This window comes from Kitasatospora albolonga, from assembly GCF_039535905.1.
In the GTDB taxonomy this organism is placed as follows: Bacteria; Actinomycetota; Actinomycetes; order Streptomycetales; family Streptomycetaceae; genus Kitasatospora; species Kitasatospora albolonga.
The window spans coordinates 1-25,749 of record NZ_BAAAYB010000159.1; the positions used below are offsets into that span (position 1 = coordinate 1).

The 25,749-nt window shown below is 70.7% G+C and carries 14 protein-coding genes, 3 rRNA genes and 3 pseudogenes; 13 read left to right on the forward strand and 7 right to left on the reverse strand.

Annotated features, from left to right (window positions below; genetic code table 11):
• The 6 genes and pseudogenes from ABD946_RS43265 to ABD946_RS41265 form a co-directional block, all read right to left on the reverse strand.
• The coding region (locus tag ABD946_RS43265; protein WP_425558823.1) for an acyl-CoA dehydrogenase family protein at positions 1-252 on the reverse strand (252 nt) is incomplete at its 3' end.
• 82 nt (positions 253-334) lie between these two features.
• Positions 335-829: pseudogene (locus tag ABD946_RS43270) on the reverse strand (acyl-CoA dehydrogenase family protein); the annotation flags it as partial.
• Positions 830-983: 154 nt separating this feature from the next.
• Positions 984-1,331: an acyl-CoA dehydrogenase family protein gene (locus ABD946_RS43275; protein WP_425558824.1), complete on the reverse strand. Its 348-nt coding sequence runs from the start codon at positions 1,329-1,331 to the stop codon at positions 984-986.
• 228 nt (positions 1,332-1,559) lie between these two features.
• Positions 1,560-2,500 (reverse strand): annotated as a pseudogene (locus ABD946_RS41255) (hydroxymethylglutaryl-CoA lyase); the annotation flags it as partial.
• A 117-nt stretch (positions 2,501-2,617) separates the two neighbouring features.
• Positions 2,618-4,847, reverse strand: a pseudogene (locus ABD946_RS41260) (acetyl/propionyl/methylcrotonyl-CoA carboxylase subunit alpha); the annotation flags it as partial.
• A gap of 110 nt (positions 4,848-4,957) precedes the next feature.
• Positions 4,958-6,598: a carboxyl transferase domain-containing protein gene (locus ABD946_RS41265; RefSeq protein ID WP_345290905.1), complete on the reverse strand. Its 1,641-nt coding sequence runs from the start codon at positions 6,596-6,598 to the stop codon at positions 4,958-4,960.
• Positions 6,599-6,819: 221 nt separating this feature from the next.
• Here ABD946_RS41265 and ABD946_RS41270 point away from each other — a divergent pair, with 221 nt between their 5' ends.
• The 4 genes from ABD946_RS41270 (at position 6,820) to ABD946_RS41285 (ending at position 13,506) form a co-directional block, all read left to right on the forward strand.
• Positions 6,820-7,434 carry an SACE_7040 family transcriptional regulator gene (locus tag ABD946_RS41270; RefSeq protein ID WP_345290860.1) on the forward strand — a complete coding sequence of 205 codons (615 nt, stop codon included), beginning with the start codon at positions 6,820-6,822 and terminating at the stop codon, positions 7,432-7,434.
• 180 nt (positions 7,435-7,614) lie between these two features.
• Positions 7,615-11,451 (forward strand): ABC transporter ATP-binding protein, encoded by a 3,837-nt coding sequence (locus tag ABD946_RS41275; RefSeq protein ID WP_380149295.1) that lies wholly within the window; start codon positions 7,615-7,617, stop codon positions 11,449-11,451.
• Between the two features lie 194 nt (positions 11,452-11,645).
• Positions 11,646-12,920: an MFS transporter gene (locus tag ABD946_RS41280; RefSeq protein ID WP_345290862.1), complete on the forward strand. Its 1,275-nt coding sequence runs from the start codon at positions 11,646-11,648 to the stop codon at positions 12,918-12,920.
• 76 nt (positions 12,921-12,996) lie between these two features.
• Complete coding sequence (locus tag ABD946_RS41285) at positions 12,997-13,506, forward strand: MarR family winged helix-turn-helix transcriptional regulator (RefSeq protein WP_345290863.1); 510 nt, start codon at positions 12,997-12,999, stop codon at positions 13,504-13,506.
• A gap of 106 nt (positions 13,507-13,612) precedes the next feature.
• Here the strand turns inward: ABD946_RS41285 and ABD946_RS41290 are convergent, their stop codons facing one another.
• Complete coding sequence (locus tag ABD946_RS41290) at positions 13,613-14,503, reverse strand: ATP-grasp domain-containing protein (protein WP_345290864.1); 891 nt, start codon at positions 14,501-14,503, stop codon at positions 13,613-13,615.
• An 80-nt stretch (positions 14,504-14,583) separates the two neighbouring features.
• Between ABD946_RS41290 and ABD946_RS41295 the strand changes: the two genes are divergently transcribed.
• From ABD946_RS41295 to ABD946_RS41335, 9 genes are all read left to right on the forward strand, one after another.
• Entirely contained in the window at positions 14,584-15,084 is a 501-nt protein-coding gene (locus tag ABD946_RS41295; RefSeq protein ID WP_345290865.1) for an NUDIX hydrolase, read from the forward strand.
• A gap of 219 nt (positions 15,085-15,303) precedes the next feature.
• Positions 15,304-16,350, forward strand: coding sequence for a tryptophan--tRNA ligase (gene trpS, locus ABD946_RS41300; RefSeq protein ID WP_345290866.1), 1,047 nt, complete (start codon positions 15,304-15,306; stop codon positions 16,348-16,350).
• 91 nt (positions 16,351-16,441) lie between these two features.
• A complete protein-coding gene (locus ABD946_RS41305) occupies positions 16,442-17,404 on the forward strand; it encodes a S66 peptidase family protein (RefSeq protein WP_345290867.1) in 963 nt (320 codons plus the stop codon).
• A gap of 10 nt (positions 17,405-17,414) precedes the next feature.
• Complete coding sequence (locus ABD946_RS41310) at positions 17,415-18,137, forward strand: nucleoside/nucleotide kinase family protein (protein WP_345290868.1); 723 nt, start codon at positions 17,415-17,417, stop codon at positions 18,135-18,137.
• A gap of 496 nt (positions 18,138-18,633) precedes the next feature.
• Positions 18,634-20,157 (forward strand): 16S ribosomal RNA (locus ABD946_RS41315).
• Between the two features lie 272 nt (positions 20,158-20,429).
• Positions 20,430-23,552, forward strand: a 23S ribosomal RNA gene (locus ABD946_RS41320).
• A gap of 86 nt (positions 23,553-23,638) precedes the next feature.
• A 5S ribosomal RNA gene (gene rrf / locus ABD946_RS41325) occupies positions 23,639-23,755 on the forward strand.
• The 16S, 23S and 5S rRNA genes sit together here, the layout of an rRNA operon.
• A 111-nt stretch (positions 23,756-23,866) precedes the next feature.
• On the forward strand, positions 23,867-24,637 hold the full coding sequence (locus ABD946_RS41330) for a SigE family RNA polymerase sigma factor (protein WP_345290869.1): 771 nt from the start codon (positions 23,867-23,869) through the stop codon (positions 24,635-24,637).
• A 25-nt stretch (positions 24,638-24,662) separates the two neighbouring features.
• The gene (locus ABD946_RS41335) at positions 24,663-25,592 is read left to right on the forward strand and encodes a hypothetical protein (protein ID WP_345290870.1); all 930 of its coding nucleotides are present in this window, start codon (positions 24,663-24,665) and stop codon (positions 25,590-25,592) included.
• Positions 25,593-25,749 lie beyond the last annotated feature (157 nt).

The window sequence follows — 25,749 nt, forward strand, 5'->3', positions numbered from 1 at the left end:
GTCTCGGGCCGGCTGGCGCGCCGGGCGAACCGGCCCGTGATCGTCATCCCCTGAGCGGGGACGCGGAGTCCGTGTGGACGGATGCCGATGGAGGGGGCGGCCCTGGCGGGCCGCCCCTTCCGGCCCGTGCCACGGGTCGGAGTTGATGCCCAACTCCCTTGCGATCAGCATCCGCTGGACCTCGGAGGTGCCCTCCCCGATCTCCAGGATCTTGCAGTCGCGCCACATGCGGGCGACCGGGTACTCGTTCATGAAGCCGTAGCCGCCGTGATCTGGTGGCCTCCCGGGCGTTGTCCACCGCCGCCTCGGACGAGTACAGCTTCGCGATGGCCGCCTCCTTCTTGAACGGCTCGGAGTGCAGCAGCCGGGAGGCGGCGTCGTCCCGCCAGCGCCAGGCGGGAGGTGTGCGCGCGCATCTCCATGTCGGCGAGCTTGACTGGATGACCTGGTTGGCGCCGATCGTCCGCCCGAAGGCGCGGCGGGTGCCGGCGTAAGCGATGGACTGGTCGACGCAGCCCTGGGCCAGGCCGGTGGCCAGGGCGGCGATGGCGATGCGCCCCTCGTCGAGGATGCGCAGGAACTGGGCGTAGCCGCGGCCGCGGGTGTCCGAGCAGGTTGGCCGCGGGGACCGGCAGTCGGTGAAGGACAGTTCACGGGTGTCGGATGCGTTTCCACCCGACCCTTGGAGTACTTGCGGGAGACGGTGAACCCAGGGGTACCGTGGGAACGATGATGGAGGAGATCTCGCGAGTTGACGAGGCGTCAGCCGAGTCTCACTCGAACGAGCGATCGGTTCCGTCAGTGCGGTCACGGTGACCAGGCCGGTCATCTCGGTGCCGGAGTTGGTGATGAAGCACTTGGTGCCGTTGATCACACACTCGTCCGTCTCCGCGTCGTAGCGGGGCCGTGTGTGCGGGTCGCCCCGGCGTCCGAGCCGCCCTCCGGCTCGGTCAGGCCGAAGGCGCCGAGCAGCTCACCCGACGTCAGCCGGGGCAGGCCACTCCCGCTTCTGCTCCTCGGTGCGAAGCGGTAGATCGGCATCGCGCCCCAGCGAGACCGCGGCTCCAGGGTGATCGCCACCGAGGAGTCGACCCGGCCATGCTCCTCCAGGGCCAGGCCGAGTGCGCGAAGTAGTCGCCGCCCATGCCGCCGTACTCATCCGGGAAGGGCAGGCCGAACAGCCCCATCTGGGCCATCTCGCGGACGATCTCGTACGGGAACTCGTTCTGCTCGTAGTAGTCCCCGATCTTCGGGGCCACCACGTCGTTGGCGAACTGCTCGACGGTGCGGCGCAGTTCCTCGTACTCGCGGTCCAAGCGGTGGTCGAGCATGGGTGATCCTCCTGGATCGGGGCCGCAGGGCCCGGGAGTTGGGGTCGGTCGGGGCCCGGGCGGCCCGGTGGCGCGCGCCGGGGAAGACGCCGGGCCGGTGCCGGGCCGCTGCCCGGGGTGGGGGAGCGGGAGGGGCCGGCCCCGGGGGAGGGGCCGGCCGTCGAGCGGGTCAGAGGGACCGCGGCTCAGGCGGAGGGGGGTGTCCGCGGAGCCCTCGTCCGTGGTGCCGGCCAGGGCCTGGACGGCCCGGGAGGGGCTCGGCCGGCCGAGCCGGCGCGCCATCCAGGCGCTGGTGGCGACCAGGGAGCGCAGGTCCACGCCGGTCTCGATGCCGAGGCCGTGCAGCATCCAGACCAGGTCCTCGGTCGCGAGGTTCCCGGTGGCGCTCTTGGCGTACGGGCAGCCGCCCAGGCCGCCGGCCGAGGCGTCGACCGTGGTGGACGCCGGAGCGCAGCGCGGCGAGGGTGTTGGCCAGGGCCTGGCCGTAGGTGTCGTGGAAGTGGACGGCCAGCCGGTCGGGGCCGACCCCGGCCCGGTCGAACGCCTCGAGCAGCGCGGTGACCTGGCCCGGGGTGGCCACGCCGATGGTGGTCGCCGAGGCTGAGCTCGGTGCAGCCGAGCTCCAGCAGCCGGACGCCGAACCCGACGACCTGCTCCTGCGGCACCGGGCCCTCCCAGGGGTCGCCGAAGCACATCGAGAGGTAGCCGCGGGTCGGCACCCCGGCCGCGGCGGCGCGCTCGACCACCGGCTTGAACATCTCCAGGGCCTCCGCCGCCGAACGGTTGAGGTTGCGCCGGGCGAAGGTCTCGGTGGCGCTGGCGAAGACCGCGACCTCGGTGGCGTGGTGGGCCAGCGCGCGGTCCAGGCCGCGCTCGTTCGGCACCAGCACGGGCAGCCGCAGGCCCGGGTGACGGTCGGTCAGCCCGGCCAGCCGGGGCATCAGTTCCTCGGCGTCGGCCAGCTGCGGAACCCACTTGGGGTGGACGAAGCTGGTGGCCTCGACCCGGCCGAGTCCGGCGGCCGCGAGCCGGGCGATGAACTCGGCCTTCACCGTCACCGGTACGAGTGAACTCTCGTTCTGGAGACCGTCGCGGGGCCCGACCTCGTGGATACTGACCCGACCGGGCAGGCCGGGGGCGGGGGCGACGGTGGGCAGGCCCAGGTCCAGCGCGTCGGGCTCGCGCCCACCCGTGGCGGGGGCGGCCGTCGAGGTGTCGGCGGTCGAGGTGTCGGCGGTGCGGCCGGGCTCCGTGGTCACGACGCCTCCCCGGTGGTTGAGGGCGTCCGCCGTGCCGGAGGGCTCGACCACGACCAGCAGTTCGTCCATCGCGACGGTGCTCCCGGCGGCGGCCCGCAGCTCGCTGACGGTGCCGTCGTGCGGAGCGGTGATCACGTGCTCCATCTTCATCGCCTCCAGGACGAGCAGGGGTTGGCCGCGGCGGACCTGCTCGCCCGGCGAGGTCTTCACCACGGTGACGGTGCCGGGCATGGGCGCGGTCAGACCGCCGTGGTGGGCGTCGCCGCCGCGGGCCTGGTCGGCCACCGGGTCGTACGGGTGCACGCCCCAGGCGTCGCCGTCCAGGCCGAGCCACTGGACCGTTCCGGCGGCGGTGCTGTCGGTGGTGTGTGCGAAGGTCGTCTGCAGACCGTCGACGGTGAGGTGGAGCCGCTCGGGTGCGAGGGCGGCGCGGACGGTCCGGATCGGGCCGCCGTCGAGAGTGGCGTCCCAGGCGGAGGGCGTGCCCGCGGCGGTGGCGGGGCCGGAGCCGCACGGTCACCGGGTCCTGGCCCGGCAGCCGGAGCCGGTGGGCGGTCCAGGCGGGGGTGCCGCCGAGCCGCCAGCCGGAGGCCTCGGCGAACGGGTCGGTCCAGCCCTCGTCGGAGACCGCCGGGGCGAGGCCCAACTGGCGTGCCAGCGCGGCCGCGTGGAAGAGGGGTTCGGCGGGGGAGCGGTCCGGCTGCGGGGCGGCCGGGGTGGTGACGCCGTCGGATCCGTCGGTGGTCTCGGAGGCGTCGGAGGCGTCCAAGCCTCCGAGAGGGCCTGAGCCGGCCGGAGCGGCCGAGAAGGAGGAGGCCAGCAGCTCCGGCGTCCGTTCCACCGTGCGCTCGACCAGCCCGGTGTCCAACCGTCCGGCCACCACGTCCGGGTGGGCCAGCAGCCGTCGCAGGAAGCCGGCGTTGGTGGTGACGCCGAGCACCCGGGTCTCGGCCAGGGCCGCCCGCAGACGGCGCAGGGCGGTCGCCCGGTCCGGCCCGTAGGCGATCACCTTGGCCAGCATCGGGTCGTACAGGCTGCCGACCTCGGTGCCCCGCTGGATGCCGGAGTCCACCCGGACGCCCTCGCCCTGCGGGTCCTCCAGCAGCAGGACCTGACCGCCCGTCGGCAGGAAGTCGCGCTCGGGGTCCTCGGCACAGATCCGGGCCTCGATCGCGTGGCCCAGGAAGGAGATGTCCAACTGATCGAACGTCAGCCGCTCACCGGAGGCGACCCGCACCTGCCACTCGACCAGGTCCAGCCGCGCCGGGGCCGGGGTGTCGGCCCCCACCGCGATCGCCAGCTCGGTGACGGGGTGCTCGACCTGGAGCCGGGTGTTCATCTCCATGAAGAAGAAGTCCATGACGCCCTCGGGCGCGGGCCCGTCGGGGTCCAGACCGGGGACGATGAACTCGACCGTGCCGGCCCCCGTGTAACCGCAGGCCTCGGCCGCGCGGACGGCCGCCAGGCCCATCGCCGCCCGGGTCTCCGGGTTCAGCAGGACGGAGGGAGCCTCCTCGATCAGCTTCTGGTGCCGGCGCTGCAGGCTGCACTCGCGCTCGCCCAGGTGCACCGTCCGGCCGTGGGTGTCGGCCAGGACCTGCACCTCGATGTGGCGCGGCCGGTCGACCCAGCGCTCCAGCAGCAGGGTGTCGTCGCCGAAGGCGGTCCGGGCGATCCGGCGGGCGGCTGCCAGCTCGGTGGCCAGGTCGGCCGGGTCGCGGACCAGCCGCATGCCCTTGCCGCCGCCGCCGGCCGAAGGCTTGAGCAGCACGGGGTAGCCGATCTCGGCTGCGGCGGCGGTGAGTTCGGCGTCGCTCGGGGCCCCGTCGCCGCGCCCGACGCTGCCGGGGACCACGGGCACCCCGGCGGCCCGGACGGCCTCCTTGGCGTTGATCTTGTCGCCCATCAGCTCCACCGCACCGGGCGGCGGGCCGATGAAGACGACACCGGCCTCGGAGCAGGCCCGGGCGAAGGCCGGGTTCTCCGCGAGGAAGCCGTAGCCGGGGTGGATCGCCTGGGCCCCGGTCCGGCGGGCGGCCGCCAGGATCAGGTCGCCCCGCAGGTAGGTCTCGGTGGCCGAGCTGTCGCTGTGCCCCTCCGGGCCGAGCCGGACGGCCAGGTCGGCCTCCCGGACGTGCGGCGCGTCGGCGTCCGCGTCGCTGAACACCGCCACCGAGCGCACGCCGAGGCGGCGGAGCGTGCGGATCACCCGGACCGCGATCTCGCCTCGGTTGGCGACCAGAACTGTGTCGAACATGGGAGGCGTTCCTCCGGGTCGTGAGCGGGGATCGTGAGCGGGGATCTGAGCGGGTCGGAAGAGCGGCGGTCCGGGGGCGCCGGACGGGGCCGGCGCCCCCGGACGGCGCGTCACATGCGGAAGACGCCGTACGGCCGGGCCGGGGCGAGCGGGGCGTTGGCGCAGGCGGTCAGGGCCAGGCCGAGCGCGGCCCGGGTGTCCATCGGGTCGATCACGCCGTCGTCCCAGAGCCGGGCGGTCGAGTAGTAGGCGTTGCCCTGCCGCTCGTACTGCTCGCGGACCGGCCGCTTGAACTCCTCCTCGGCGTCGCCGGGCCACTCCTCGCCCTGCGCCTCCAACTGGTCGCGGCGCACGGTGGCCAGCACCGAGGCGGCCTGCTCGCCGCCCATCACCGAGATCTTCGCGCCCGGCCACATCCACAGGAAGCGAGGGGAGTAGGCCCGCCCGCACATCGAGTAGTTCCCGGCGCCGTACGAGCCGCCGATCACCACGGTCAGCTTGGGCACCCGGGTGCAGGCCACGGCCGTGACCATCTTGGCGCCGTGCTTGGCGATGCCGCCGGCCTCGTACTGGCGCCCGACCATGAAGCCGGTGATGTTCTGCAGGAAGAGCAGCGGGATGCCGCGCTGGTCGCAGAGCTCGATGAAGTGCGCGCCCTTGAGGGCGGACTCGGCGAACAGCACGCCGTTGTTGGCGACGATGCCGACCGGGTGGCCGTGGATGTGGGCGAAGCCGGTGACCAGGGTGGTCCCGTACTCCGCCTTGAACTCGGCGAAGCGGCTGCCGTCCACCAGACGGGCGATCACCTCGCGGACGTCGTACGGCGTGCGCGGGTCCACCGGCACCGCGCCGTACAGCCCGGCCGGGTCGACGGCGGGGGGCTCGACCGGGGTGAGCGGCCAGGGCTTGGCGGCGCGCGGGCCGAGGCCCGAGACGATGGTCCGCACGACGGCCAGCGCGTGGGCGTCGTCCTCGGCCAGATGGTCCGTCACGCCCGAGGTGCGGGAGTGCAGTTCGCCGCCGCCCAGCTCCTCGGCGGTGACGACCTCGCCGGTCGCGGCCTTCACCAGGGGCGGGCCGCCGAGGAAGATGGTGCCCTGGTTCCGGACGATCACGGCCTGGTCGCTCATCGCCGGGACGTACGCGCCGCCGGCCGTGCAGGAGCCGAGCACCGCCGCGATCTGCGGGATGCCCGCGGCCGACAGCCGGGCCTGGTTGTAGAAGATCCGCCCGAAGTGGTCGCGGTCCGGGAAGACCTCGTCCTGCATCGGGAGGAAGGCGCCGCCGGAGTCCACCAGGTAGACGCAGGGGAGCTGGTTCTCCAGCGCCACCTCCTGCGCCCGCAGGTGCTTCTTCACCGTCATCGGGTAGTAGGTGCCGCCCTTGACGGTGGCGTCGTTGGCGACCACCACCACCTCGCGCCCGGCGACCCGGCCGATCCCGGCGATCACGCCGGCCGCCGGTGCGGCGCCGTCGTAGAGGCCGTCCGCCGCGAGCGGGGCGAGCTCCAGGAAGGGGGAGCCCGGGTCGAGCAGGGTGTCCACCCGCTCGCGCGGCAGCAGCTTGCCGCGCGCGGTGTGCCGGGCGCGGGCCTTGGCGCCACCGCCCTCGGCCGCCGCCGCGAGCTTCGTGCGCAGCTCGGCGACCAGCGCCTGGTGCGCGGCGGTGTTCGCCCGGTAGGCGGCCGAGCCCGGGTCGGCCGAGCTCTCCAGCCGTGGCGCGGGCGCGGCGGCCGGGTCGAACGCCGGCATCGGACTGCTGCCCCGGCCGGCCTGCGGTGCCCGCAGCCCCTGCGGTCCGTGCAGTCCGGCAGTCGAGAGGACCATCCCCAGAGCTCCCTTGCCCTCGGAGAGCGGACGGGCCGGGCCGACGGTGCGGGTGAGCCCGGGACCCGGAGCCGCCCCAAGTTAATGAGCGTTAACTCCTGGGCTCAGGTTAACCACGGATAACCCCACTGTCTACGATGGGTGTCATGTCGAAGGCCCCCGAAGCCCCCGTAGTCCCGCGCCGGGACCAGATCCGCCGCGAGGCGGCCCGGCTGTTCGCCGCCCGGGGCTTCCTCGGCGTCGGGGTGGACGAGATCGGCAAGGCGGTGGGCATCAGCGGCCCCGCGCTCTACCGCCACTTCTCCGGCAAGGACGCGATGCTCGCCGATCTCCTGATCGGCATCAGCGAGCGATTGCTGGAGGAGGGCCGCCGCCGGGCGGGTGAGGCCGCTACGCCGGACGGCGCCCTGGACGCCCTGATCGACGGCCACGTCGAGTTCGCCCTCGACGACCGCGACCTGATCACCCTGCACGACCGGGAGCTGCTGCACCTCAAGGAGGAGGACCGCCGCAAGGTCCGCCGCCTCCAGCGCTCCTACGTCGAGCTCTGGGTGGACACCGTCCGGCGCACCCATCCGGCGCTGGCCGAGCCGGCCGCCGAGCCGACCGCCCGCACCGTGGTGCACGCCGTCTTCGGCCTGCTCAACTCCACCCCGCACAGCGCCGACCGCACCGGCCTGTCCCGCACGGCCACGGCCGCGCTGCTGCACGGCCTGGCCCAGGGGGCCTTCACGGCCGCGGCCGAGCAGTCGGCCCACTGACCTAGGTCCAACGGCGGTCCGCACGGAGTACGTCAGACCGGTCCGCCGCGCCGGGCCGGGGGGCGATGCTGGTCGGGCCGGGCGTGTCGGGAAGCAGTCCGGGGTCCGGGCTGTTCGCATCGACGTGCCCGCCGGATAAGCACTGGGGGGCGAGCGATGAAATGGTTAGTATCCCTAAATATGCGTGAGACTCACGGATCTGCATCCGAAGACCAGGTGAACGACCCGGCGGCGCTCCGGTCGTCCGGCTGGCTGCGCCGCCTGTCGGGCTACAGCTGGCGCCACCGCCGCGGCGTGCTGCTCGCCTTCGGCGCCTCGCTGGTCGGCATGGCCGTCACCTCCACCGTCCCGCTGATCACCAAGGTGATCATCGACGACGTGATCACCGCGCACAGCCGCCCGCTCACCCCGTGGGCGGTCCTGCTGCTGGTGGCCGCCGCGGTGGTCTTCCTCTGCACCCAGGTCCGCCGGTACTTCGGCGGGCAGCTCGCCATCGACGTCCAGCACGACATGCGGGCCGACCTGTTCCGCTCGCTCACCCGGCTCGACGGGGACCGGCAGGACGAGCTCGACACCGGCCAGGTGGTCGGCCGGGCCACCTCCGACCTCCAGCTGGTCGTCGGCCTGCTCTTCATGCTGCCGATGATGACGGGGAACGTGCTGATGTTCGGCATGTCCCTGGGCGTCATGCTCTGGCTCTCCCCGCCGCTCACCCTGATCGCCCTGCTGATGGGGCCGGCCCTGTGGTGGACCGCCACCCTCAGCCGCAAGCGCCTCTTCCCCGCGACCTGGGCCGCGCAGCAGGAGGCGGCCGCCGTGGCCGGAGTGGTGGACGGCGCGGTCGGCGGCGTCCGGGTGGTCAAGGGCTTCGGACAGGAGGCCCAGGAGCGGGCCAAGTTGGAGGCCGCCTCCCGCAAGCTGTTCGCGGCCCGGCTCCGCTCGATCCGGCTGAGCAGCCGTTACAACCCGGCCATGCAGGCGGTCCCGGCCCTCGGCCAGGTCGCGGTGCTCGCGCTCGGCGGCTGGCTGGCCGTCAGGGGCGAGGTCAGCCTCGGCACCTTCGTCGCCTTCTCCACCTACCTGGCCCAGCTCACCGGCCCGGTCCGGATGCTCACCATGGTGATCACCGTCGGCCAGCAGGCCAGGGCCGGCGTCGAGCGGGTGCTCGAGCTGGTCGACCTGCGCCCGAAGGTCCAGGAGGCCCCGGACGCCCTCGACCTCACCGCGCTGCCCCGGACGGCGGGGACTCCCGCCATCGAGTTCGACCGCGTCGACTTCTCCTACGGCGGCCGGCCGGACGCGGACCAGGACCAGGGGCCGGACAGCGGGACCGGCCACGTGCTGCGCGGGCTGAGCTTCCGTCTGGCCGAGGGCGAGACGCTCGCCCTCGTCGGTGCCTCCGGCTCCGGCAAGTCCACCGTCGCGCAGTTGGTGCCGCGCTTCTACGACGCCGCGTCGGGCGCCGTCCGCCTCTACGGACACGACGTCCGCGAGCTGACGGTCGACTCCGTCCGTGCCACCGTCGGCATCGTCCCGGAGGACAGCTTCCTCTTCTCCGAGAGCGTCCGGGACAACATCGCCTACGGCCGCCCTGCCGCAACCGACGAGGAGATCGAGGCCGCCGCCCGGGCGGCGCAGGCGGACGGCTTCATCCGCGAGCTGCCCGAGGGCTACGCCACCAAGGTCGGCGAGCAGGGCCTGACCCTCTCCGGCGGCCAGCGCCAGCGGATCGCGCTCGCCCGGGCCATCCTCAGCGACCCGGCCGTGCTCCTCCTGGACGACGCCACCTCCGCGGTCGACCCGCAGGTCGAGGCCGAGATCCACCAGGCGCTGCACGGCGTCACGGCCGGCCGCACCACCCTCCTGATCGCGCACCGCCGCTCCACCCTCCAACTCGCCGACCGGATCGCCGTGATGGACGCCGGCGGCCTGGTCGACCTCGGCACGCACGAGGAACTCGAGGCCCGATGTCCCCTCTACCGGGCACTGATCAGCAACCCCGACGAGGTCCTGGACACCCCCCGACCGCCGGCGGCGGAGCCCACCCCGGCCATCCTCACGAAGGCCGTCGAGGCCGCCGGGGCCGATCCGAGGGAGAAGGCGGGGGCCAAGGCGGCCAAGGCGGAGAAGAAGCCCGGAGCCGACCCCGAGCTGCTCGCCAAGGTCGCCGCGCTGCCCCCCGCCACCGACACCCCCGCGATCCCGGTGGAGCAGGCCGAGGCCGGTGACCCGGACTTCAACCTGCGCCGGATGCTCGCCCCGTTCCGCCGCCCGCTCCTGCTGGCCCTGCTGCTGGTCGCGCTGGACGCGGCCGCCGGTCTCAGCCTGCCGGTCCTGATCCGGCACGGCATCGACGACGGCGTCAGCAAGGCCGCGATGTCCGGGGTGGCGGTCGCCTCGCTCGCCGCGCTGGCGATCGTGCTGCTCGACTGGCTGGTGCAGAGCACCGAGACCAAGGTCAGCGGCCGCACCGGCGAGCGGATGCTCTACAGCCTGCGGCTGAAGATCTTCACCCACCTCAACCGGCTCGGCCTGGACTACTACGAGCGCGAGCTGTCCGGCCGGATCATGACCAGGATGACCACCGACGTCGACTCGATCAGCTCCTTCCTGCAGACCGGCGTGGTCACCGCCGTGGTCAGCCTGCTGACCTTCTTCGGCATCTTCGCCGCGCTGCTGGTGATCGACGCCGGCCTGGCCCTGGTGGTGTTCGCCGTGCTGCCGCTGCTGGCGGTCGCGACCTGGATCTTCCGGCGCAAGTCCAGCACCCAGTACCAGCGCTCCCGCGAGCTGATCAGCACGGTCAACGCCGAGCTGCAGGAGAACGTCGCGGGCATGCGGATCGTCCAGGCGTTCCGCCGGCAGACCGTCAACACCGAGCGCTTCGAGGCCAGCGGTCTCGCCTACCGGGACTCGCGCAACCGCGCGCAGTTCTACATCTCGCTGTACTTCCCGTTCGTGCAGTTCCTCTCCGGCACCGCCGCCGCGCTGGTGCTGATCGTGGGTGCGGCCCGGGTCGAGTCGGGCACCCTGACCATCGGCGCGCTGGTCGCGTACCTGCTCTACATCGACCTCTTCTTCGCCCCGGTCAACCAGCTCTCGCAGATCTTCGACGGCTACCAGCAGGCCGCCGTCGGCCTCGGCCGGATCCGCGAGCTGCTGCGCACCCCGACCAGCACCCCGCCGGCCGAGCACCCGGTGCCGGTCGGCAAGCTGCGCGGCGAGATCACCTTCCAGGACGTCAGCTTCGCCTACAGCGGCGCCGCCGAGGGCCGGCCGGACGTGCTCAGCGGCATCGACCTGCACATCCCCGCCGGGCAGACCGTGGCGCTGGTGGGCGAGACCGGTGCGGGCAAGTCCACGCTGGTCAAGCTGGTGGCGCGGTTCTACGACGTGACCGGCGGCCGGGTGCTGGTGGACGGCACCGACGTGTCCGCGTACGACCTGGCCGAGTACCGGCACCGGCTCGGCGTGGTCCCGCAGGAGGCGTACCTGTTCGCCGGCACGGTGCGCGAGGCCATCGCGTACGGGCGGCCCGACGCCACCGCCGCCGAGGTGGAGGCGGCGGCCGAGGCGGTCGGCGCGCACCGGATGATCACCGCCCTCTCCGACGGCTACGACCACAAGGTCACCTCCCGGGGCCGCAACCTCTCGGCGGGCCAGCGCCAGCTGATAGCCCTGGCCCGCGCCGAACTGGTCGACCCGGACGTCCTGTTGCTGGACGAGGCCACCGCCGCGCTCGACCTGGCCACCGAGGCCGCGGTCAACCGCGCCGCCGACCGGCTGGCCGGCGGCCGCACCACCCTGGTCATCGCCCACCGCCTGACCACCGCCGAGCGGGCCGACCGCGTGGTCGTCCTGGACCGCGGCCGAGTGGTGGAGGACGGCACCCACGACTCCCTGCTGGCCCTCGACGGTGCCTACGCCCGGCTGTGGCGCGCCTTCGTCGCCGAGCACCACGGGCACGCGGAGCGCCTGGACGAGGAGCTGGACGAGCAGGAGAAGGAGCGGGTCTAGACAGGCTCTAGGGCGGGGAGCACGGGGCCGTTCGATCACGGAGGGATCTCGGGCGGGCCGCAACTGTGCAGCTCGGCGGTTGCGGGACGGTTCTGACGGGCCGTCATCCGGGTGCGGCCTGGTAGACAGGGCGGGCGACCGCGCGAGAGGCCGGGAGCACCACCCCGGTCCGCCCTGGTCGAGAGGCCACGCCCATGGTTCCGCGCGCCCGCGAGGCACGGTCCGCCGCCGCCCACCCCGCCTCCCGGGCGGCGACCACCGCGCTGGTGGTGCTGTTCTCGGCCGGGTACCTGCCCGCCTACCTGCTGCCGACCGTGGTCGGCCGGCTGGTCGGCTCCTTCGGACTGACCACCCCTCAGGCCGGGGCGGTGGGCAGCGCGCTGCTGCTCGCCTCCGCCTCGGCGGGACTGCTGCTGGCCGGTCGGGTGCGACGCCTCGGCCCGGTCCGGCTGGCCCGGGCCGGGACCGGCCTGCTGGCCGTCGGCGGCACCGCAGCCGCGCTCTCCGACCACCTGCCGCTGCTGATCGCCGGCTGCCTGCTCACCGGCCTCGGCGCGGGCACCGCGACGGCGGTGGCCTCCACGGGCATCGCCGCCACCGCCGACCCGCAGCGCGGTTCGGCGGTGGGGCTGCTGACCACCTCCGCCGTGGCCGCGGCGCTCTTCCTGGCGCTGCCCCGGCTCGGCGGCGGCCACGGGCTGCCGTTCGCGGCCGTCGCCGGGTGGGCACTGGTGGCCGCGCTGACCACGGGCGGTCTGACGGTCGGTCCGCTGACGGAGGGTCCGACCGCCTCGCGCAGGCCGGCCGGGGGCGCGCTGCCCCGGAAGGCGGTGGGCTGCGTACTGGCCGGCGGAATGCTGCTCTGGTCGATGGGGCAGAACGCCCTCTGGGGCGTGAGCGGTCAGATCGGCACCGCCCGGGTCGGTCTGGACGAGCGGACCCTCGGCCTGGTCTTCGCCGCCGCGCTCGGCGGCGGCCTGCTCGGGGTGACGGCGGCGAGCGCGGTGGGCTCCCGCTTCGGGCGGGCGCTGCCGATCGGAGCCGGCACCGCGGTGATCGCGCTCTGCATGGTGCTGGCGGGCGGCGCCGGATCGGTGCTGCCGTTCGCCGTCGGCGAGGTGCTCTGGAACACCTGCTACCCGCTGGTGCTCAGTCACCTGATCGCGCTGGCCGCCGGATTGGACCGGGCCGGCCGCTGGGCCGTGCTGGCCGGGGCGGGCTCCTCGCTCGGAGTGGCGGCCGGGCCGGTGGTCGGCGCCACCCTGGCCGCCGCCGCCGGGTACCCGGGCATGGGGCTGGCGCTCGGCGGCCTGCTCGCGGCGGTGGGCGTCCCGCTGGTGCTGGTCGCCCGGCGGAGCGCGGCGCCGACGGCCGCCCGGGTGTTCGTCCCGGCACAGCGGTCGGCAGACCGGCGGTCGGCACACCGGCCGTCGGCGGTCCGGGCGGAGACGGTCGCCGCCGGACACTGACCGGGTGCCCGGATTCCGTTGACGCAGACGGTAGTTCGTACCCCGGTGGCAGTGTCGCCGGTGCTAGCCTGGCCGGATGGCCAAGACCTCCTCGGGTGGGCGCCCGGACCTGGTCAGCACCCTGGTGCGGTCCGCCTTCCTGGTGAACGAGGTGTACGCCGAGTCTGCCCGCGGGCTCGGCCTGACCCCGCAGCAGGGGCAGTTGCTCTGCGTCCTCATGGCCCGGCCGCACGGGATGGGCGAACTGGGCGGGGTGCTCGGCCTGGCCCGGTCCAGCCTGACCGGGCTGGTGGACCGGACCTCGCAGCGCGGGCTGGTCCGCCGGGAGCCGGGCCCGGGCGACGCCCGGGCCGTCCGGGTCGCGCTCACGCCCGAGGGCACCGGACTCGCCGAGCTCTTCTACGCCGAGGCCCGCCGCCGGATCGACGCTCTGGCGGGCGGGATCGGCGAAGCCGGCCGGGAGGCGCTCGCGGAGCTCCTCGACCGCGTGGTGGAGCAGAACGGCGCGCCCGTGGTCTTCCTGGCCCGCGGCCACCGCCTGCCCGCGGACCGGACCCCCGCCATTCGGGCCCCTCAGCCCGGCTGAGCCACCGTCAGTACCTGGACACGCCTCGGCCCGCTCCCGCCCGGGGGCGTCCGCCGACGTTCCCGGTCGAAGCGTCCGCCGACATCACCGGTTCTGCCCGGCCCCGTCAGCCGCCGGTGCGGGACAGCAGTGCCGTCAGCAGCCGCCCCAGGTCCGCCCCGCGCGGCAGCTCGCTGACCTGCCCGTCACCCACCTCCACCACCCGCCAGGACCCGTCCGCCTCCGACTGGGCCAGGTCGGTGGTGACGAAGCGGCAGCCGAGCGAGCGCACCAGCGGCTGCACCCCACCGAGCTCGGGCCGGACCACCGCGTCCGGCCGGTCCGGATGCGGGCCGACCAGCACCGGATCGCCGTCCAGCCACCACACCCGGGCCTCCACCGCCCGGCCGTCCGCACCCCGCCGGTACTCCTCGAACCGCCGCAGCACCACGCCCCCGGCCAGGAACTCCCCCTGGAGCTCCTCGAACCGCCGCACCACCCGCAGCAGCCCGGCCGGGTCGGCCAGCTCCGGCACGTAGCAGGCCTCGTCCCACTCGTGCTTGCGCGACTTCACGTAGTCCTTCACCACGGCAGGCCCGCGCCCGCCCAACCGCCGCGCCGCCTCCGCCAGCGCGGCCTCGCCGACCGCGCCGCCACGGCCCGGCCCGCTCGGCAGCCAGACGCTCTCCGGCGTCGAGCCCTCGAAGACCGGGTACCAGCCCGGCAGTTCATGGGCGTCGGCGTACGAGGCGCCGCTGGTCATCAGCGGCCGCCCGCGTGCGGCGAGCGCCTCCGCGAGCTCGGCGTACCGGGCCGTCGGGACCATCCACCCCCGGTACCACAGCGGACCGCCGCCCGCCGGGACCGCTCGGACCGCCTCCCGGACGTCCCCCGCCAGCAGCGCGTCATGGTCCAACAGGACGGTGCCGCCGCCGAGTTCGGTGACCCGCCGGGCCTCCAGCAGGAAGTGCGGATCGGGGCGGCGGGGGGTCAGCGGATCGACGGGGAAGAGGATCATTCGCTCAGGTTAGGGCCGGAGGCGGGCGGCACAACGGAAATGCCCTGGTCGCCGTCGGAGCCGTCTGCCAGGGTGACCCGATGCGAACCCCACGACGAGCGGCACGGACCGCCGTACTGGAGCCGGGCGGCGCGGTCTTCCTGCTCCGCTCCGACAACAGCGAGGTCGGCGTGCACTGGACCATGCCGGGCGGCGGCATCGAGGCGGGTGAGTCCCCGGCCACCGGAGCCCGCCGCGAGCTCTGGGAGGAGACCGGCTGGACCGACCTGGCCCCGGGCCCGCTGCTCTGCACCTGGGAGCACGACTTCACCTGGCACGGCATCCCGGTCCGCCAGCACGAGCACGTCTACCTCAGCCGTGGCCCCCGGCGCGGGCTGGTCGGCGACGTCAGCGCGGTGCACGCGACCGACCGCATCCTCGACTCCCGCTGGTGGTCCCCGGAGGACCTGGCCGACCCGGCCGCCGACGCCCTCTGGCCCCCGCAACTGCCCGAGCTGCTGGCCGCGGTCCGCGAGGACTGGCTGGCCGGTCGGGGCACGGTGGTCCCGGTCGACCTCGGGTACGTGCCCAACGCGCGGTGAGGGCGGGCCGCGAGGAGAAAGTCCCTGTCCCGGGCAGGCGCCCGGCGGCTACCCTGGCGGACATGAAGCTTCAGCCGTGCCTCAACTGGTGGCCGTCCTAGGACGGCCACCCCGCACGCATGACCGCAGGGCCGTCCGCGAGGGCGGCCCTGCGGCGTGTCCGCGCACGGCGGCTCCCGGCGGACGGTCCGACCCACCGTCACCTCCCAGGAGCCACCCATGCAGACCACCACCTCCGCCACCCCGGCCGTCGGCCACACCACCCTCGACGAGGTCCTCCGCCACCCCGAGGGCCACCGCATCCTCACCGGCGACCGCCCCACCGGCCCGCTCCACCTCGGCCACTACTTCGGCACCCTCAAGAACCGCGTCGACCTCCAGGCCGCCGGCGTCGAACTCCTCCTGGTGGTCGCCGACTACCAGACCCTCACCGACCGGGACCGCGCCGACCGCCCCGCCGAGGCCGCCGAGGACCTGGTGCTCGACTACCTCGCCGCCGGTGTCGACCCGGCCCGGGCCACGGTCTTCACGCACAGCTCCGTCCCCGCCCTGAACCAGCTGATGCTCCCCTTCCTCAGCCTGGTCAGCGTCGCCGAGCTCAGCCGCAACCCCACCGTCAAGGACGAGATCGCGCACTCCAGCCAGGCCGCCGTCAGCGGGCTGATGTTCACCTATCCCGTGCACCAGGCCGCCGACATCCTCTTCTGCAAGGCCGACCTGGTCCCCGTCGGCCGCGACCAGCTCCCGCACCTGGAGGTCACCCGCACCATCGCCCGCCGCTTCAACGAGCGCTACGCCACCGAGCTCTTCCCCGTCCCCCGGCCACTGCTCTCCGACGCACCGCTGCTCCTCGGCACCGACGGCGGCAAGATGAGCAAGAGCCGCGGCAACGCCATCCCGCTCGGCGCCACCGAGGACCGCACCGCCAAGCTCATCCGCAGCGCCACCACCGACGCCTCACGGCACATCAGCTACGACCCCGAGGCCCGCCCCGGCGTCTCCGGCCTGCTCCGGCTCGCCGCCCTCTGCCAGGACCGCGACCCGGCCGCCGTGGCCGCCGAGATCGGTGACGGCGGAGCGGCCGCCCTCAAGAAGCACGTCACCGAGGCCGTCAACGAGTACCTCCGCCCCATCCGCGCCCGCCGCGCCGAACTCGCCGAGGACCGCACCCTGCTCCGCACCGTCCTCACCGAGGGCGCCGAACGGGCCAACGCCCTCGCCGACGCCACCCTGGCCGAGGTCCGCCACGCGATGGGCATGCGGTAGGACTGGAAGGGACCGCGCGGTGCCGGCCGGGCACCCGTCCGACCGGCACCGCGCCCATCCCGTCCTCCGTCCCTCCGAGGGGTACCTGACGATGTCTCAGACGACCACCGCCACCTCTGCCGTCGGCACGCTGCGCAGGGGGCGCCGCCTGGTGCCCGGCGACCGGGTCGCCCTGGTGGCCACCAGCGGACCCCTCGAGGCCGAACAGATCACGGCCGGCACCGCCGTCCTCCGGTCCTGGGGCCTGGAGGTCGTCCCCGGTGCCCACCACCGCGACAAGCACCTCGGCTACCTGGCGGGCACCGACGCCGACCGCGCGGCCGACTTCCAGCAGGCCTGGCTCGACCCCACCGTCGCCGCCGTCATCTGCGCCCGCGGCGGCTACGGCGTCCAGCGGATGGTCGACCTGCTCGACTGGGACGCGCTGCGCGCCGCGCCGCCCAAGGCCCTGGTCGGCTTCAGCGACATCACCGTCCTGCACGAGGCCGTCGCCCAGCGCCTCGGCGTCCCCACGCTCTACGGCCCGCTCGGCACCGGCGCCACCTTCATCGCCGACCCGCCCACCGCCGAACACCTGCGCCGCACCCTCTTCGAGCCCGAGACCACCCTGGTCGTCGGCTCCACCGGCACCCCCCTCTTCCCCGGCACCGCCCGCGGCACCACGGCCGGCGGCTGCGCCGCCCTGCTCGCCGCCGAACGCGGCACCCCCACCGCCCGCCCCTCCTTCGCCGGCACCCTCCTCCTGCTGGAGGACGTCGGCGAGCAGCCCTACCAGCTCGACCGCATCCTCACCCAGCTGATCCGCTCCGGTGCCCTGGAGGGCGTGGCCGGGATCGCCCTCGGCTCCTGGGAGGACTGCGGCCCGCTCGACCAGGTCAGGGAGACCATGCGCGACCGGCTCGCCCCGCTGGGCGTCCCGGTGATCTGGGAGTTCGGCTTCGGCCACTGCCCTTCCACCCTCACCGTCCCGCTCGGCCTGCCCGCCACCCTGGACGCCGGAGCCGGCACCCTCACCTTCGACGTGCCGGTCCTCACCGCGCACCCGGCTGCGTAGGGTGCGCCCCATGCCGCTGGACAGCAACGCCGCCTCGACCTCCGCCTCCTCCCCGGCGACCCCCGAGAACCTGGTCGCCCTCGCCACCCGCCTCCTCGACGGCCACACCGTCCACAAGGGCCGCTCCGTCCTCGGCCTCACCGGTCCGCCCGGCACCGGGAAGTCCACCCTGGCCCTGCACCTGATCACCGAGATCAACCGCACCCACGGCCCCGGTACCGCGGCCTACCTCCCCCTCGACGGCTTCCACCTCGCCAACGCCCAACTCGACCGCCTCGGCCTGCGCCACCGCAAGGGCTCCCCGCCCAGCTTCGACGCCCACGGCTACGTCGCCCTCCTCCGCCGTGTCCACACCGAACGCTTCACCGAGGTCTACGCCCCCGGCTTCGACCGCACCCTCGACGAGGCGGTCGCCGGCCGCCACGCCATCCACCCCCACACCCGCTTGGTCGTCACCGAGGGCAACTACCTCGCCAGCACCGAGCCCCCCTGGTCCGCCGTCCGCCCCCTCCTCCACGAGCTCTGGTACCTCGCGACGCCGGACTCCGTCCGGGACGCACGCCTGATGCACCGTCATGTCAGCGGCGGCCGCACCCCGGAGGCGGCTCGGGAGTGGATCGAGCGCAACGACGCCCCCAACGGCGCGTACGTGGAGGGGTCACTGGCCGCCTGCACGCGGGTCCTCGAAGTGGGATGTTTGCCTTCGGAGGGTGACGGGGGTAGTGTTCTCTAGTCGCTCGGCAGGGAGCACCGGACACGCGTTCTGTGTGGACGGTCCCGGGGCGGCCAATCCTTGGAACACCACTTCTGCTCGGAACTGGTCTGTGCTTTTTGCGGGCCGGGTCTATTTGTTGTGTGCGTTTATATGGATTGCGGCTGGATTCGCTTTTCGGAGCGGGGATCGGCTAGAGTTTGAAACGTCGGACGGGCCGTCAGGTCGCAGAAGACGGAAGCGAGTCGGACGAAAACGTCTGATAAGCTCGAAATACGAACGAAGCGCCCGGAGGGCCCGCTGGAAGGCGGACCGAAGGAAGCCACCGTTCCTTGAGAACTCAACAGCGTGCCAAAAGTCAACGCCAGATATGTTGACATCCCCGGCCTCACCGTTCGGTGGGGTTGGAGATTCCTTTATGAAGTAAACACTAGCGAGGACGCAGTGCGCGGGACCGCCCTATTCCGGTGGTTGCCGTGCCGCTCAACGCGGGTGCTTGCCGGATTACCGGTAGACATTCACGGAGAGTTTGATCCTGGCTCAGGACGAACGCTGGCGGCGTGCTTAACACATGCAAGTCGAACGGTGAAGCCCTTCGGGGTGGATCAGTGGCGAACGGGTGAGTAACACGTGGGAAATCTGCCCTGCACTCTGGGACAAGCCCGGGAAACTGGGTCTAATACCGGATATGACCTTCTTCCGCATGGTTGAAGGTGGAAAGCTCCGGCGGTGCAGGATGATCCCGCGGCCTATCAGCTTGTTGGTGGGGTAATGGCCTACCAAGGCGACGACGGGTAGCCGGCCTGAGAGGGCGACCGGCCACACTGGGACTGAGACACGGCCCAGACTCCTACGGGAGGCAGCAGTGGGGAATATTGCACAATGGGCGAAAGCCTGATGCAGCGACGCCGCGTGAGGGATGACGGCCTTCGGGTTGTAAACCTCTTTCAGCAGGGAAGAAGCGCAAGTGACGGTACCTGCAGAAGAAGCACCGGCTAACTACGTGCCAGCAGCCGCGGTAATACGTAGGGTGCGAGCGTTGTCCGGAATTATTGGGCGTAAAGAGCTCGTAGGCGGCTTGTCACGTCGGGTGTGAAAGCCCGGGGCTTAACCCCGGGTCTGCATTCGATACGGGCAGGCTTGAGTGTGGTAGGGGAGATCGGAATTCCTGGTGTAGCGGTGAAATGCGCAGATATCAGGAGGAACACCGGTGGCGAAGGCGGATCTCTGGGCCATTACTGACGCTGAGGAGCGAAAGCGTGGGGAGCGAACAGGATTAGATACCCTGGTAGTCCACGCCGTAAAACGTTGGGAACTAGGTGTTGGCGACATTCCACGTCGTCGGTGCCGCAGCTAACGCATTAAGTTCCCCGCCTGGGGAGTACGGCCGCAAGGCTAAAACTCAAAGGAATTGACGGGGGCCCGCACAAGCAGCGGAGCATGTGGCTTAATTCGACGCAACGCGAAGAACCTTACCAAGGCTTGACATATGCCGGAACGTCCAGAGATGGGCGCCCCCTTGTGGTCGGTATACAGGTGGTGCATGGTTGTCGTCAGCTCGTGTCGTGAGATGTTGGGTTAAGTCCCGCAACGAGCGCAACCCTTGTTCTGTGTTGCCAGCATGCCTTTCGGGGTGATGGGGACTCACAGGAGACTGCCGGGGTCAACTCGGAGGAAGGTGGGGACGACGTCAAATCATCATGCCCCTTATGTCTTGGGCTGCACACGTGCTACAATGGTCGGTACACAAAGGGCTGCGATGCCGCGAGGCGGAGCGAATCCCAAAAAGCCGGCCTCAGTTCGGATTGGGGTCTGCAACTCGACCCCATGAAGTTGGAGTTGCTAGTAATCGCAGATCAGCATGCTGCGGTGAATACGTTCCCGGGCCTTGTACACACCGCCCGTCACGTCACGAAAGTCGGTAACACCCGAAGCCGGTGGCCTAACCCTTGGGAGGGAGCCGTCGAAGGTGGGACCAGCGATTGGGACGAAGTCGTAACAAGGTAGCCGTACCGGAAGGTGCGGCTGGATCACCTCCTTTCTAAGGAGCACATAGCCGGATGTGAGCGAATGTCTCACACGGTTGCTCATGGGTGGAACGTTGACTATTCGGCACACAGGGTTGATGGACGCAAGTACTGCTTCGGCGTGGAACGTGTCTGTGAGATCTGGTGTGTCGGGCACGTTGTTGGGTCCTGAGGGAACGGAAGTTGCCTCGAGGATGCCAGCCTCATGCGAGGCGTTCGGAGACGAGCGTTGAGTTTGGGTGTCTGGTCGTTGTTTGAGAACTGCACAGTGGACGCGAGCATCTGTGGCCAAGTTTTTAAGGGCGCACGGTGGATGCCTTGGCACTAGGAACCGATGAAGGACGTGGGAGGCCACGATAGTCCCCCGGGGAGCCGTCAACCAGGCTTTGATCCGGGGGTTTCCGAATGGGGAAACCCGGCAGTCGTCATGGGCTGTCACCCGCACCTGAACACATAGGGTGTGTGGAGGGAACGAGGGGAAGTGAAACATCTCAGTACCCTCAGGAAGAGAAAACAACCGTGATTCCGGGAGTAGTGGCGAGCGAAACCGGATGAGGCTAAACCGCGTTGGTGTGAGACCCGGCAGGGGTTGCCATCGTGGGGTCGTGGGAAAGTTCTTCAGTCGCCTGCCGGCGGCTGGGCGAGTCAGAAACCGTATGGATAGTCGAAGGACATGCGAAAGGTCCGGCGTAGAGGGTAAGACCCCCGTAGACGAAGTCTGTGCGGCTCGCTTGAGCTTCTCCCAAGTAGCACGGGGCCCGAGAAATCCCGTGTGAATCTGGCGGGACCACCCGCTAAGCCTAAATATTCCCTAGTGACCGATAGCGGATAGTACCGTGAGGGAATGGTGAAAAGTACCGCGGGAGCGGAGTGAAATAGTACCTGAAACCGTGTGCCTACAAGCCGTGGGAGCGTCGGATGTGCAGCTTGCTGTGCATCTCGTGACTGCGTGCCTTTTGAAGAATGAGCCTGCGAGTTTGCGGTGTGTAGCGAGGTTAACCCGTGTGGGGTAGCCGTAGCGAAAGCGAGTCCGAATAGGGCGGTTGAGTTGCATGCCCAAGACCCGAAGCGGAGTGATCTAGCCATGGGCAGGTTGAAGCGGAGGTAAGACTTCGTGGAGGACCGAACCCACCAGGGTTGAAAACCTGGGGGATGACCTGTGGTTAGGGGTGAAAGGCCAATCAAACTCCGTGATAGCTGGTTCTCCCCGAAATGCATTTAGGTGCAGCGTCACGTGTTTCTTGCCGGAGGTAGAGCACTGGATAGGCGATGGGCCTCACCGGGTTACTGACCTTAGCCAAACTCCGAATGCCGGTAAGTGAGAGCGTGGCAGTGAGACTGTGGGGGATAAGCTCCATGGTCGAGAGGGAAACAGCCCAGAACACCGACTAAGGCCCCTAAGCGTGTGCTAAGTGGGAAAGGATGTGGAGTCGCAGAGACAACCAGGAGGTTGGCTTAGAAGCAGCCACCCTTGAAAGAGTGCGTAATAGCTCACTGGTCAAGTGATTCCGCGCCGACAATGTAGCGGGGCTCAAGTACACCGCCGAAGTCGTGTCATTGCAGCAATACCCCCAACGGGGGCTGTGATGGGTAGGGGAGCGTCGTGTGCCGGGTGAAGCAGCGGAGGAATCCAGTTGTGGACGGTTCACGAGTGAGAATGCAGGCATGAGTAGCGATACAAGAGTGGGAAACTCTTGCGCCGATTGACCAAGGGTTCCTGGGTCAAGCTGATCTGCCCAGGGTAAGTCGGGACCTAAGGCGAGGCCGACAGGCGTAGTCGATGGACAACGGGTTGATATTCCCGTACCCGCTTTGAAGCGCCAACGCTGAACCAGGTAATGCTAAGACCGTGAAGCCGCCCCGGAGCCTTCGGGCAAAGGGGAGTGGTGGAGCCGTCGGACCAAGTCTGTAGTAGGTGAGCGATGGGGTGACGCAGGAAGGTAGTCCAGCCCGGGCGGTGGTTGTCCCGGGGTAAGGGTGTAGGACGTGAGGTAGGCAAATCCGCCTCACACATAGTCTGAGACCTGATGCCGAGCCGATTGTGGTGAAGTGGATGATCCTATGCTGTCGAGAAAAGCCTCTAGCGAGTTTCATGGCGGCCCGTACCCCAAACCGACTCAGGTGGTCAGGTAGAGAATACCGAGGCGTTCGGGTGAACTATGGTTAAGGAACTCGGCAAAATGCCCCCGTAACTTCGGGAGAAGGGGGGCCGGAACTGGTGATGGGATTTACTCCTTGAGCTGGGGCCGGCCGCAGAGACCAGCGAGAAGCGACTGTTTACTAAAAACACAGGTCCGTGCGAAGCCGTAAGGCGATGTATACGGACTGACGCCTGCCCGGTGCTGGAACGTTAAGGGGACCGGTTAGTCTAGTTTCGGCTAGGCGAAGCTGAGAACTTAAGCGCCAGTAAACGGCGGTGGTAACTATAACCATCCTAAGGTAGCGAAATTCCTTGTCGGGTAAGTTCCGACCTGCACGAATGGCGTAACGACTTCTCGACTGTCTCAACCATAGGCCCGGTGAAATTGCATTACGAGTAAAGATGCTCGTTTCGCGCAGCAGGACGGAAAGACCCCGGGACCTTTACTATAGCTTGATATTGGTGTTCGGTTCGGCTTGTGTAGGATAGGTGGGAGACTTTGAAACCCAAACGCCAGTTTGGGTGGAGTCGTCGTTGAAATACCACTCTGGTCGTGCTGGATGTCTAACCTGGGTCCGTGATCCGGATCAGGGACAGTGTCTGGTGGGTAGTTTAACTGGGGCGGTTGCCTCCTAAAGAGTAACGGAGGCGCCCAAAGGTTCCCTCAGCCTGGTTGGCAATCAGGTGTTGAGTGTAAGTGCACAAGGGAGCTTGACTGTGAGACCGACGGGTCGAGCAGGGACGAAAGTCGGGACTAGTGATCCGGCGGTGGCTTGTGGAAGCGCCGTCGCTCAACGGATAAAAGGTACCCCGGGGATAACAGGCTGATCTTCCCCAAGAGTCCATATCGACGGGATGGTTTGGCACCTCGATGTCGGCTCGTCGCATCCTGGGGCTGGAGTAGGTCCCAAGGGTTGGGCTGTTCGCCCATTAAAGCGGTACGCGAGCTGGGTTTAGAACGTCGTGAGACAGTTCGGTCCCTATCCGCTGTGCGCGTAGGAGTGTTGAGAAGGGCTGTCCCTAGTACGAGAGGACCGGGACGGACGAACCTCTGGTGTGCCAGTTGTCCTGCCAAGGGCATGGCTGGTTGGCTACGTTCGGGAGGGATAACCGCTGAAAGCATCTAAGCGGGAAGCCTGCTTCGAGATGAGCACTCCCACCTCCTTGAGAGGGTAAGGCTCCCAGTAGACGACTGGGTTGATAGGCCGGATGTGGAAGCCCTGTAAGGGGTGGAGCTGACCGGTACTAATAGGCCGAGGGCTTGTCCTCAGTTGCTCGCGTCCACTGTGTTGTTCTGAAACAACGACCCCACGTCATGAGAAGACGACGTGGTGCGGTTGACAGTTTCATAGTGTTTCGGTGGTCATAGCGTGAGGGAAACGCCCGGTTACATTCCGAACCCGGAAGCTAAGCCTCACAGCGCCGATGGTACTGCAGGGGGGACCCTGTGGGAGAGTAGGACGCCGCCGAACAATCATTCAAGAGAAGCCCCCTGACGATTCGTCAGGGGGCTTCTCTGCGTTTCCGGGAGTACGGGCCGGCTGGTTGCCGACCCCCACCGGTGCACGGCACACTGACCGGTCATGGGTGGTGACCGGGAGCACGGGGCGGAGGACGACTTCAGGTCGTTCTACCAAGGTGCGTACGGTCAGTTGGTGGCCCATCTGTACGCGCTGGCGGGGGATCTGGGTGAGGCCCAGGACGCCGCGCAGGAGGCGTTCGTCCGGGCGTGGAGCCACTGGGGCCGGCTGAGTGCGTACGAGAACCCGGTGGCCTGGGTCCGGCTGACGGGGCAGCGGATCGCGATCAGTCGGTGGCGCAGGGCGCGGACGGCGCTGCGGAGTTGGGTCCGGCACGGTGAGGGGCCGCCGGTTCCGGGGCCGGGGCCGGAGTCGGTCGCGTTGGTGGAGGCGTTGCGGCGGCTGCCGGAGGCGCAGCGGTCGGCGTTGGTGCTGCATCACATGGGGGGCCGGGCGGTGGCGGAGATCGCGGCGGACGAGGGGGTGCCGGTCGGGACGGTGAAGGCCCGGCTGCACCGCGGGCGGCAGGCGCTGGCGGAGCTGTTGGGCGAGGAGGAGGGGGACGGCGGTTCGCCGTTGCCCCTTCAGCGTTCGGGGGGTCCGAAGCCGAAGCCGGGGGTACCGGTGGCCGGTCCGGTGGTGGGCCCGGTGGGGGCTCCCGAGGTTGGGCGGGGGGACGAGGCGGAGCCGGGCGGCCGGGAACTGACGGGCCGCCAGGAGCAGGAGGTGGTGCAGGAGGAGCGGCCGGGGCCGTCCGTCTCCGATTCGGTGGTGCCGGCTCAACGGGCCTACGAGGGGCGTACGTTGGACGGGAAGCTGAGCTGCCGTGGCTGAGAGGGCGGAGAGGAGGGCGGTCGCCGTGGAGGAGCAGGATCGTCCGGCCGTCTCGACGGTCAGGCTGGAGCGGATGTTCGACGGGCTGCGGTCCGAGGTGACCGCGCTGCGGATGCCGCCGTCGGAGGAGCTGCTCGGCCGGGCGGTGCGGCGTCGGAGGCGTCGGCGGGTCGGGATCGTGGCGGTGACGGGGGCGGTGACGGGGGCGGTGACCTCGGCGGGGGTGTGGGGGCTGGCCACCTTCTGCGGGACGGGTTCGATGGGTGGGCAGGTGGCGGGGTTGGCCGGGTTGCCGGTCGAGCGGACCATCTCGCCGACCTTGCTGCTGCCGGGGCCGGTGGAGTTGGCGGGTGGGGCCGATGCGGTGATGCCGGTGTCGGATGCGGGGGCCGAACTCCTGTTGAAACCGGCCGGGTTGCCGGTGGCGGAGGGTCGGTACGGGCCGTGGGGCCCGTTGTTGACGGGGGCTTCGACGTTCGGGCTGCCCGCGGTGCAGGGGTGCGTGCCGCGGCTCGTCGAGCTGGTGGGCGCTGGGCGGCGGTGGCAGCTGGTGCGGACGGACGGGGAGCGGGGGCTGGCGGTGCAGTTCCTGCTGGAGTTCGACGCGGCGGCCGAGGCGGCGGGTGCGGAGCAGCGGCTGTTGGAGGCCGCCGACTGCACGGAGCCGGGGGGCGGCTGGGTGGAGGGGGAGCGGACCTTCCGGTCGGTGGCGCTGCGGACCTTCGAGGCGGGTGGCACGGGGGCGGAGCAGGTGGAGGAGGTCACGACGCGGCTGACCGGGCGTCAGTTGGCCGTACTGCTGGTGCAGTACACGACGGACGCGACGCCGACCGGGGTGTCGGGGGCGGTCCTGGACCCGGAGTTCCGGGCGGCCGCGGAGGAGTTCGCCGCGCTGCCGTCGCCCTCGCCGGTGCCGTCGGTGAGCGCGGGCCGGAGCGGTGGCGCCGGGAACTGAGTTCCCGGGAGCGGCCGGCCGGGTGCCTTCCTGGGCGTCGGCTGGGGATGCCGCGAAATTTCTCGGAATCCCGTGCAACCCGTGTCCTGCTTGCGGCGTGTCCAGTACGAGCCCGGACCGGAGGCGCGTGCGCCCCGGTGTCCGTGTTCGGGGTGCT